At 65.2% G+C, this 10370-nt stretch carries 8 protein-coding genes; 3 read left to right on the top strand and 5 right to left on the bottom strand.

Annotation, left to right across the window (positions count from 1 at the left end; all coding sequences use genetic code 11):
- Nucleotides 1-140 precede the first annotated feature (140 nt).
- From QMX83_RS07985 to QMX83_RS07975, 3 genes are all read left to right on the top strand, one after another.
- Complete coding sequence (locus QMX83_RS07985) at nt 141-512, top strand: type II toxin-antitoxin system prevent-host-death family antitoxin (RefSeq protein ID WP_282296097.1); 372 nt, start codon at nt 141-143, stop codon at nt 510-512.
- On the top strand, nt 512-1174 hold the full coding sequence (locus QMX83_RS07980; RefSeq protein WP_282296096.1) for an AAA family ATPase: 663 nt from the start codon (nt 512-514) through the stop codon (nt 1172-1174). The genes QMX83_RS07985 and QMX83_RS07980 overlap by 1 nt, the downstream gene beginning before the upstream one ends.
- Before the next feature lie 157 nt (nt 1175-1331).
- Nucleotides 1332-3014, top strand: a complete 1683-nt coding sequence (locus QMX83_RS07975; protein ID WP_282296095.1) for a long-chain fatty acid--CoA ligase — start codon at nt 1332-1334, stop codon at nt 3012-3014.
- Between the two features lie 52 nt (nt 3015-3066).
- Here QMX83_RS07975 and QMX83_RS07970 read toward each other — a convergent pair whose 3' ends face one another.
- The 5 genes from QMX83_RS07970 to prfB all read right to left on the bottom strand — a co-directional run bounded on the left by QMX83_RS07970 (nt 3067) and on the right by prfB (nt 10355).
- Entirely contained in the window at nt 3067-3939 is an 873-nt protein-coding gene (locus tag QMX83_RS07970; RefSeq protein WP_282296094.1) for a crotonase/enoyl-CoA hydratase family protein, read from the bottom strand.
- 178 nt (nt 3940-4117) lie between these two features.
- Nucleotides 4118-6328 (bottom strand): response regulator, encoded by a 2211-nt coding sequence (locus QMX83_RS07965; RefSeq protein WP_282296093.1) that lies wholly within the window; start codon nt 6326-6328, stop codon nt 4118-4120.
- 1 nt (nt 6329) lies between these two features.
- The gene (locus QMX83_RS07960; protein ID WP_282296092.1) at nt 6330-7415 is read right to left on the bottom strand and encodes a two-component system response regulator; all 1086 of its coding nucleotides are present in this window, start codon (nt 7413-7415) and stop codon (nt 6330-6332) included.
- 253 nt (nt 7416-7668) lie between these two features.
- Complete coding sequence (lysS, locus tag QMX83_RS07955; protein WP_282296091.1) at nt 7669-9186, bottom strand: lysine--tRNA ligase; 1518 nt, start codon at nt 9184-9186, stop codon at nt 7669-7671.
- Between the two features lie 43 nt (nt 9187-9229).
- A protein-coding gene (prfB, locus tag QMX83_RS07950) for a peptide chain release factor 2 (RefSeq protein WP_282296098.1) occupies nt 9230-10355 on the bottom strand; the annotation gives its coding sequence in 2 pieces (ribosomal slippage) (nt 9230-10279 and nt 10281-10355; 1125 coding nt in all).
- Nucleotides 10356-10370: the final 15 nt, after the last annotated feature.

Raw genomic sequence — 10370 nt, 5'->3', positions numbered from 1 at the left:
ACGCACCCCTTGGGCCGGCCAACGGCCGGCGCTACCGCCCATCACCACCCTGAACCCTTGCTTTTCCTATTTTTCATTAAATTCCCATTTCATCCCATCCGCGCTATGCTCGGGCCATCGCTGCTGCCGGAATCTCCGCCATGTTGCACGCCCTGAAGTTCGACCCGATCACCGAGCTCACCCGCACCACCGCCTCGTCGGTGAAGGAACACTGGCGCAAGGTCATGCAGGACGTGCGTGACCAGCAGGCCGTGCTGGTCACCAACCACAACGAACCGCAGGCGGTGATCATCTCGGCCGAGCAGTACCAGGCCCTGCAGGCGCAGGTGCTGGACCTGCAGCGCGACCTGGCCTCGCTGCGTGAGCAGAGCCCGGTCCTGCAGCAGCTGCGCGACAGCTTCGACGCCCGTCTGGCCAGCCTGGACAGCGCCGCAGCCGGCAGCAAGGCCCGCGCCCTGCTGCGCAAGCCCGCACGCCTGAAGGGCAAGGTCGCCGCCGGTACCGGTTACTGATGCCGCGTCCGTTCCTGTTCGTGCTGGCCGGCGTCAACGGGGCCGGCAAGAGTTCCATCGGCGGGCACCTGCTGCGCCAGGCGGGGCTGGACTGGTTCAATCCGGACAGCTGGGCCCGCCAGCTGCGCACTGAAATGGGCATGGACCCAACCCAGGCCAACGCCCAGGCCTGGACCGAAGGCGTGAACCGGATCAAACGCGCGCTGGCCGAACGCCGCAACCACGCCTTTGAGACTACCCTCGGCGGCCGCTCCATCGCCGCGCTGCTGGCCGAGGCCACCGCCACCCACGACGTCCTGATGTGGTACTGCGGGCTGCCCTCGCCCGAGCACCACCTGGCCCGCGTGCAGGCCCGCGTGCGTGCTGGCGGCCATCCGATCAACGAGGCCGACATCCGTCGCCGCTACCCTCTTGCGCTGGCCAACCTGACCGCACTGATGCCACGCGTGGCCCAGCTGCAGGTTTACGACAACAGCGCCGACGCCGCGCCCGGTGCCGCCGTACCGGACCCGCAGCTGGTACTGCAGATGGAAGGCGGCCAGTTGACCTGGCCCGAACCGGACGATGCCGAACAGTTGCGGCTGACCCCGGACTGGGCCGTCCCGCTGATGGAAGCTGCGCTGCAGTGCAGCGAAAACAGTGCGGATGGGACGCCTGCATGACCCGTCCCGCCTGCGCTGCAACCCGCCTGAACGGGCCTTGTGCACACCTGCTTCACAAATCCTTCGCGTTTTCCATTCGGCCCGGTATGCTGCCGGTTGCCGAAACGACGGATACTCACCGTCACCGCACACCATCAACGTTTCCTGGAGGGGGAATATGAGTCTGGAACGTCCCTGGCTGAACAGCTATCCCGCCGGCGTGCCCGCCGAGATCGACGTCAACGAGTTCGCTTCGGTCTCGGCCGTATTCGATACCTCGGTTGCCAAGTACCGCGACCGCCCCGCCTATTCCAGCTTTGGCAAGGTGCTCACCTATGGTGAAACCGATGCCCTGGTCGAACAGTTCGCCGCCTACCTGCTGGGCGAACTGAAGCTCAAGAAGGGTGACCGCGTCGCCCTGATGATGCCCAACTGCCTGCAGTACCCGGTGGCCACGTTTGGCGTGCTGCGCGCTGGCCTCACCGTGGTCAACGTCAATCCGCTGTACACCGCACGCGAACTGAAGCACCAGCTGGTCGATTCCGGTGCCGCAGTGCTGGTGGTGGTGGACAACTTCGGCGACACCGTGCAGCAGGTCATCGCTGATACGCAGGTCAAGCAGGTCATCACCACTGGCCTGGGCGACATGCTCGGTGCCAAGGGTGTGCTGGTGAACTTCGTGCTGAAGTACATCAAGAAGATGGTGCCCAACTACAGCATCCGCGGCGCGATCCGTTTCAACCAGGCATTGAAGCTGGGCAGCCAGCACACCCTGCCCAAGGTGGAAATGGACCACGACGACGTGGCCTTCCTGCAGTACACCGGTGGCACCACCGGCGTGGCCAAGGGTGCGATGCTGACCAACCGCAACCTGGTTGCGAACATGCAGCAGGCGTCGGCGTGGATCTCCGCCTCGGGCATCGAGATGGGCAAGGAGTGGATCATCACCGCCCTGCCGCTGTACCACATCTTCGCGTTGACGGCGAACGGCCTGGTCTTCATGAAGTTCGGTGGCTGCAACCATCTGATCACCAACCCGCGTGACATGAAGGGCTTCGTCAAGGAGCTCAAGTCGACCCGCTTCACCGCCATCACCGGCGTCAACACGCTGTTCAATGGCCTGCTCAACACCCCCGGTTTCGACCAGGTCGACTTCTCGTCGCTGAAGGTCACCCTGGGCGGCGGCATGGCGGTGCAGCGCGCCGTCGCTGAGCGCTGGAAGAAGGTCACCGGCGTGACCCTGGTGGAAGCCTACGGCCTGACCGAAACCTCGCCGGCCGCCTGCATCAATCCGCTCGACCTCGCCGAGTACAACGGTGCCATCGGTCTGCCGATTCCATCCACCGACGCCTGCGTCAAGAACGACGACGGCCAGACCCTCACCCCGGGCGACGTCGGCGAACTGTGCATCCGCGGCCCGCAGGTGATGAAGGGCTACTGGCAGCGTCCGGAAGAAACCGCCAAGGCGATCGATGCCGACGGCTGGCTGCACACCGGCGACATGGCGCGCATGGACGAGCATGGCTTCTTCTACATCGTCGACCGCAAGAAGGACATGATTCTGGTGTCCGGCTTCAACGTCTATCCGAATGAAGTGGAAGACGTGATCGCAATGATGCCGGGCGTGCTGGAAGTCGCCGCGGTCGGCGTGCCGGATGACAAGTCCGGTGAGATCGTGAAGGTGGTCATCGTCAAGAAGGACCCCAACCTCACCGCCGAGCAGGTCAAGGAACACGCACGTGCCAACCTGACCGGTTACAAGCACCCGAAGATCGTCGAGTTCCGCAAGGAACTGCCGAAGACCAACGTCGGCAAGATCCTGCGCCGCGAACTGCGCGACGCACCGGCCGAACAGGCCTGAAACAAAGAAGGCCCGGCAGCTGCCGGGCCTTCAATTCCCCCTGTTTTCGGCGTTACGCCGCATCGGACTGGGCACGGCGCGTCTGCGCCTTGATCAGCCGGTCCATGGTACGCAGCGACTTGTCTTCCAGAGCCAGCGCGGATTCCACCCAGATCTTGGTGATCTCCAGCAGCTCGTCATAGCTCACCGCCTGAGCCAGATTGCGCGCCGCGTTCATTGCCAGATAGGTGCGCGGGGTGCGCTGATGCTGGCGGATCAGGTCTTCCACGGCCTTCACGCCCTGCCCCTTCGGCACCAGCACATCGACCACGCCCATCGCGTACATTTCCTCGGCGCTGTACACACGCCCTTCGAGGATGATCTTCTCGGCGACCTGCGGGGCCACGCGGCGGCACAGGAAGGAGTACGCCCCCATGCCCGGGAACAGGCCGAACAGCACTTCCGGCAAGCCCATGCCACTGCCGGCTTCGGCCACGATGGTGTGGCAGGCGAGCGCCATTTCCAGGCCGCCACCCAGGGCATCCCCTTGGATCAACGCGATGGAACGGACGTCACCGCCAAAGCCGGTGTGCAGATGGTGCACGCCTTCCACGCAGCGTTGCGCGTAGGCGAGCAGGCGGTCGCGGTTGCCTTCGCGGATGAGCCGGGCGAACAGTTCAAGGTCGCCGCCCAGGTTGTAGGCGGTGGCGTCCGATGCCAACACGAAATGACGCAACTTGCCACTGGCGCGCTCGGCCGGGGTGGCGGTGATCTCGCTCATCACCGTCCACATTTCATCCAGCATGTCCTTGCGGCAGCAGGGACGGATGCCCGTGGACGCGTCAGCGTGCATGAACAACCAGTGGGCGGCGTTATCGTGCGTGGTTTCGGTGCGGATGGTGGCGTAGCCGCGGGGAGTGGTGGGGAGCTTTTCGATGGTTTGCATGGCAATTTCCTCGGCGAGTTGGCCTGGAGGGAGGACGGTGGGCGGCAGGCCTGACGGGTCCACACGCCGCGATCCTACACCGGGCACGTTCGCTGGAATGCAAACATCTGCAACAGTGGCAACCGTTCCTATGTGAACGGTGTTCAGGGTCGTCGAGGAGGTCGCATGACGCGACCAATCAACCGATATCGATGTCGCTGTCGCCCGTCACCGCACTGGGGTGCATGCGCGCCGCCAACGCCTGTCGACCTTCCTTCACCGCCGCGCGGATCTGCTTCATCCGCTCCTTCCACTCGCTCTTGAGCTGCCAGTCGGCCATGTGCATGACCTCACCGGAGCGGAACGCCACACGCACCAGCCCGAGGTTGCTGGCCACGCCCTTGATCGCGTGCGCCTGCTCGCGCAGCAGCACCCAATCACCGCGCTCACCGGCCTCGTTGGCCGTCACCAGGCACTGCTTGGCGTCCACCAGGCACTGACGGATGAACTCCTGCTCGAAGCTCTCGCCCATGCCCAGCGAGGCCAGTTCGTCGAGCACGCCGGTATCCAGCACGCCGACGCCAGCCGCAGGTGCCGGCACCACGTTGACCCTCGGCTTACGCGCATCGTTGCTGGCGATCTCGGCCAGGGTGTCGAGCAGGCGCACCGGCACCACCGGCTTGCCGAAGAAGGTATGCGCACCGGCCTGGGTGCACTGCTGGATCGACTCGGGGGTGACGTCGGCGCTCAGCACCAGCACTGGCGTACGCGGCCCACCGCCGGACTGCATCACCCGCAGTTCCTTGAGCATGTCCAGCCCGCTCATGCCCGGCATGTGCAGGTCGACGATGGCCACGTCGTAGTCGCTCTCGGCCATGGCATCGAGCACGGCTTCGCCGCCGTTGACGCACACCACCTTGTGCCCCGCCTTCTGCAGCAGCCGCTGCAGCACCAGGCGGTTGGCCTGGTGGTCGTCGGCCACCAGCACCTTCATGCTGCGCACGCGCGCACGGTGACGCAGGAACGGATCGGCGAACGCGATCACATTGCCGGCCCCACCCGGTGCCGCGTCGCCGGCCACGGCCGGGGTGAAGCGACCCTGCTCCACCGGCGGCAGCGCGAACGGCAGCTCGAACCAGAACTGGCTGCCCTGCGGCGGGTTGTCGGCAAAGCCGATGTCACCCCCCATGGCCTCGACCAGGCCACGCGCGATCGAGGTGCCGAGGCCGGAGCCTTCATGACGGCGGCCCAGGCTGACGTCGGCCTGCTCGAACGCCCGGAACAGACGCGGAGCCATGTCCAGGTTGACCCCGATGCCGGTGTCGAAAATATCGAAGCGCAGCCGAACGCGGCCGTCGCTTTCCTCGCGCAGCAGCGCCACGCGGATCTCCACCTTGCCCTGCTCGGTGAACTTCACCGCGTTGCCGGCCAGGTTGAGCAGAATCTGCCGCAGGTGCCCCAGGTCGCCGCGCAGCAGCAGCGGCACGGCCGGGTCCACCTTGACCTGGTAATCGAGCCGCTTGACCCGCGCCTGCGGCATCAGGATCAGGCCGATCGACTGGATCACGTCGGCCAGGGCGAAATCCTCCTCGACCACGCGCAGTTTGCCCGCCTCGATGGCGGAGATGTCCAGCACCTCTTCCACCAGGGTCAGCAGGCTGCGCGAAGAGGCCTGGATGGTGTTCACGCACTCGCGCTGCTCGTCATCCAGCTGGGTCGTGGCCAGCACTTCGGTCATCCCGGAAAGACCATTGAGCGGGGTGCGGAACTCATGGCTCATGTTGGCCAGGAAGCGGCTCTTGGCCTCGCTGGCGCGACGCGCCTCGTCCATCGCGCGGGTCAACTGGCGCAGCAGGCTGGCAAAGTACAGCGGCACCGCCGCCAGCCCCAGCCACAGGCCAAAGCCGAGGCGCGCGTTGTCGCGCCAGTAGTCGGTGGTCATCATGGTCACGCCGAAGCTGATCAGCGCCATGCCCACCGCGGCATACAGGTAACGGTTGCCAAAGCGCATGCCGTTGCCCACCGTGACCCACATCACCACGATGTACACCCAGGCCAGCGGCTCGCCCATCTGCACCATGCCGGCCGCAATCAACCCATAGTCGGCCAGCATGCCGGCGACGCGGCGTGGGTCGGAACGTCCCGGGCGGGCCAGCAGCCAGCCGAACAGCGCCACCGACAGGGTGAGGCCGGTGAGCACGATGCCCAGCACCACCTGGTACTGGTGGTGCGGCAGGTCGTTGCGCACATTGGGCATCAGCACATAGGCCAGGATCAGCACGATCAGCACCATGCGCACGATGGCCTGGCCGTGTTCGCTGTCCGGACGACCGCTCAGTCGCGCGCGCAGCAACGCCAGGGCACCGCTCGCGCCGAGCCGCTGCCTCACCTTCTGGAACACACCGCCCATGTCACATCCCCGGTCGGGAAGACGCAGTGGAATGCTGCGCGCAGATCTCGTCCAGCTGCACGCGACCGTGCAGCAGTGCATCCACGCAGCGTGGGTCGAACAGGCGACCGCGTTGCGCGTACAGATAGGCCAGTGTGGCTTCCATGCTCCATGCTTCCTTGTAAGGCCTCGGCGAAATCAGGGCGTCGAAGACGTCGGCCACCGCCACAATCCGCGCTTCCAGCGGGATCGCCTCGCCAACCAGGCCGTCGGGATACCCGCTGCCGTCAAAGCGTTCGTGGTGGCGCAGCGCGATCAGCGCGCCCACCTGGATGAACCGGTTCTGGCTGCCGCTGAGCAGCTCGTAACCGATCCGGGGATGCCGGCGCATGATCGCCAGCTCTTCATCGTTGAGTTTACCCTGCTTGAGCAGCACCGCGTCGGGAATGGCGATCTTGCCCATGTCGTGCAGGGGCGCGGCCATTTCGATCAGGCGCACTTCTTCTTCAGGCAGGCCCAGCTGTTCGGCGATCAGGCCGGCCACGTGCGCCATGCGCTCGAGGTACGCACTGGTGCCCGCGTCGCGGAACTCGATCGCGCGCGCCAGGCGCGACAGCGTTTCGCGCTCGCGTTCTTCCACCTCGTGCATGCTGGCCAGCAGGCGCTGCTCCAGCGACAGCGCGCGTTGTTTGACGTTCTCCGACTGCTGGCGCAGCTGCAGCAGGTTGTAGCAGCGCGCGCGCAGCTCACGCGGACGGATCGGTTTGACCAGGAAGTCGATCACGCCGGCTTCCAGCGCGGCCTGTCGGATCGGCTCGTCGCCGACCACGGTGATCAGGATGACCGGAATGTCGCGATGCTTGGGCAGGCGACGGAAACGCCGGGCGAATTCCAGCCCGTCCATCTCCGGCATGCGGTAGTCGAGCAGCAGCAGGTCCACGGCATTGGACTCGCACCATGCCAACGCGGTCAGCGGGTCGCCGAAGTCGTGCACGCTCAGTTCGGGCGCGATGTCTTCGATGACATGGCGCAGCATCGTGCGCGCGGACGTCTGATCGTCAACGATGACAATATTCAAGGCTGCTTCCGTCGTCTGCCGGGACCACATTGGAACAGGCTGTGTAAAGGATACTCCGCCACCTTGCATACCGGGACCTTGCACGCGTCACCTCCGCTCATGATCGCCCCAGTTCATGATCGTGGTCACAGTGTGAAGCTCGCGTCAGCTGCCCGCAACCCACCCATGATCCGTGGCCAGAGTGCCTGGGAGTTCATGAGGCCACGCAGAAACCATACTCGCGCGGCCATGTCGGCGAAAGCCCCGGGGGACGGCCCTTTCCGGGCCATCCGAGACCTGGGTCTCAGTTTTCCGGGCGCATGTAGGGGAACAGCAGCACGTCACGGATGGAACTGCTGCTGGTCAACAGCATCACCAGACGGTCAATGCCGATGCCCAGGCCGCCGGTCGGGGCCATGCCGTACTCCAGCGCACGGATGTAGTCGGCGTCGTAGTGCATCGCCTCATCATCCCCGCCTTCCTTCGCCGCCACCTGCGCCTGGAAGCGCGCCGCCTGGTCTTCCGGGTCGTTCAGCTCGGAGAAGCCGTTGGCCAGCTCCTTGCCGTTGATGAACAGCTCGAAGCGATCGGTGTAGCCGGGATCGTTGTCGTTGGCACGTGCCAGCGGCGAGACCTCGACCGGGTGGTCGGTGATGAAGGTCGGCTGGATCAGGGTGTGCTCCACCGTCGCCTCGAAGATCTCCAGCAGCAGCTTGCCCCAACCGTAGGACGGCTTGACCCGGATCTTCAGGCGTTCGCAGTGGCGCAGCAGGGCGTCGCGGTCGGTGCAGTCGGCCGCGCTGATTTCCGGATTGTGGTGGCGGACGGCCTCGTCCATGCGCCAGCGGCGGAACGCCGGGCCCAGGTCGATCTTCGCCCCGTCCCACTCCACTTCCGTGGTGCCGAGCACGCTCTGGGCGACGTCACGAATGACGTTTTCGGTCAGGTCCATGATCTCGTTGTACGTGGCGTAGGCCTCGTACAGCTCCATCATGGTGAATTCCGGGTTGTGCCGGGTGCTGACGCCTTCATTGCGGAAGTTGCGGTTGATTTCGTACACCCGCTCCAGGCCGCCCACGGTCAGGCGCTTGAGGTACAGCTCCGGCGCCACGCGCAGGTACAGGTCCAGGTCCAGCGCGTTGTGGTGGGTGGTGAACGGCTTGGCCGTGGCACCGCCGGGGATGTAATGCATCATCGGCGTTTCCACTTCCAGGAAGTCGCGGCTGTCCAGCCACGCGCGCATCGCACGGATGATGCGCGAGCGCTTGATGAACACCTCGCGCGATTCCGGGGTGACGATCAGGTCGACGTAGCGCTGGCGGTAGCGCTGCTCGACATCGGCCAGACCGTGCCACTTGTCCGGCAACGGGCGCAGCGACTTGGTCAGCAGACGGATGCTGGTGGCCTTGACCGACAGTTCGCCGGTCTTGGTCCGGGTCAGCCCGCCTTCCACGGCAATGATGTCGCCCACGTCCCAGCCCTTGAAGGCGGTGTAGACGTCACCCAGGGCGTTGCCCTGCAGGAACAGCTGGATGCGGCCGGATTCGTCCTGGATCTGGGCGAAGCTGGCCTTGCCCATGACCCGCTTGGCCATCAGACGACCGGCCATCTTCACCTGGCGGTCGTTGGCCTCCAGGGTCTCAGCGGTCCACTGCTCGGCATCGGCGTACTCGGCCTGCAGGCTGCCAGCGAAGTCTTCGCGACGGAAGTCATTCGGGTAGGCAATGCCCTGCCCGCGCAGCGCGGTCAGTTTCGCGCGGCGCTCGGCGATGAGGCTGTTCTCGTCGACGGGGGTCTGCGGCGCGGGGGTCTGATCGTTCATGGCGTGGTCGCTGGTCTTGTGCGGGGGATACAAAGGGAATGAATTACGCGTCGATGCGCTTGGAGCCGACTTCCAGGCCGGACTTGAGGCTGGCTTCGACGAATTCGTCGAGGTCGCCGTCCAGCACCTTCTGCGTATCCGAACGTTCGATGCCGGTGCGCAGGTCCTTGATACGGCTCTGGTCGAGCACGTAGTTGCGGATCTGGCTGCCCCAGCCGATGTCGGACTTGGTCGCTTCCACGGCGTCCTTTTCCGCGTTGCGCTTCTGGATTTCCAGCTCGTACAGCTTGGCGGCCAGCATCTTCATCGCGTTGTCGCGGTTCTGGTGCTGGCTGCGGCCGGTCTGGCAGGCCACCACGATGCCGCTGGGCACGTGGGTGATACGCACCGCCGACTCGGTCTTGTTGACGTGCTGACCACCGGCACCGGAGGAACGGTACACGTCGGTGCGCAGGTCGGCCGGGTTGATGGTGATGTCGATGTTGTCGTCGATTTCCGGCGACACGAACACCGAGGTGAAACTGGTGTGGCGGCGGTTGTCCGAGTCGAACGGCGACTTGCGCACCAGGCGGTGCACGCCGGTCTCGGTCTTCAGCCAGCCATAGGCATAGTCGCCTTCCACGCGCAGCGTGGCCGACTTGATGCCGGCGACGTCGCCGCCGGAGACTTCCATCAGCTCGGTCTTCCAGCCGCGCGATTCGCACCAGCGCAGGTACATGCGCAGCAGGATTTCAGCCCAGTCCTGGGCTTCGGTACCACCGGCACCGGCCTGGATGTCGACGAAGGCGGCTGCGCTGTCCATCTCGCCCGAGAACATGCGCTGGAACTCCAGCTGCTCCACGTGCTTCTGGTACTTGTCCAGGTCGGCCACCACGGCCAGCGCGGTGTCTTCGTCCTGCTCGCTTTCAGCCAGTTCCAGCAGCTCGCTGCTTTCGGTCAACCCGTCCAGGATGGTGGCGATGCCGCCCACCGTCTTGTCCAGCAGGGAGCGTTCCTTGCCCAGGTTCTGGGCGTACTCCGGGTTGTTCCAGATATCGGGGTTTTCCAGTTCCCGGGTTACTTCTTCCAGACGCTCTTTCTTGGCGTCGTAGTCAAAGATACCCCCTGAGCGAGACCACACGATCGGTCAGATCGGTGATTCGCTGGCGCACGGGATTGAGCTCGATCATATCGGCAGTCATGAA

Source organism: Stenotrophomonas sp. PS02289 (genome assembly GCF_029960115.1).
GTDB lineage: Bacteria > Pseudomonadota > Gammaproteobacteria > Xanthomonadales > Xanthomonadaceae > Stenotrophomonas.
Note: the sequence above shows the minus strand (reverse complement) of the source record. Positions and strands in the feature narration are given on the sequence as shown.

Bases quoted from the DNA above. Each gene is read 5' to 3' on its own strand.
- QMX83_RS07985 (WP_282296097.1), top strand. From the start codon at position 141: ATGTTGCACGCCCTGAAGTTCGACCCGATCACCGAGCTCACCCGCACC.
- QMX83_RS07980 (WP_282296096.1), top strand. From the start codon at position 512: ATGCCGCGTCCGTTCCTGTTCGTGCTGGCCGGCGTCAACGGGGCCGGC.
- QMX83_RS07975 (WP_282296095.1), top strand. From the start codon at position 1,332: ATGAGTCTGGAACGTCCCTGGCTGAACAGCTATCCCGCCGGCGTGCCC.
- QMX83_RS07970 (WP_282296094.1), bottom strand. From the start codon at position 3,939: ATGCAAACCATCGAAAAGCTCCCCACCACTCCCCGCGGCTACGCCACC.
- QMX83_RS07965 (WP_282296093.1), bottom strand. From the start codon at position 6,328: ATGGGCGGTGTGTTCCAGAAGGTGAGGCAGCGGCTCGGCGCGAGCGGT.
- QMX83_RS07960 (WP_282296092.1), bottom strand. From the start codon at position 7,415: ATGTGGTCCCGGCAGACGACGGAAGCAGCCTTGAATATTGTCATCGTT.
- lysS (WP_282296091.1), bottom strand. From the start codon at position 9,186: ATGAACGATCAGACCCCCGCGCCGCAGACCCCCGTCGACGAGAACAGC.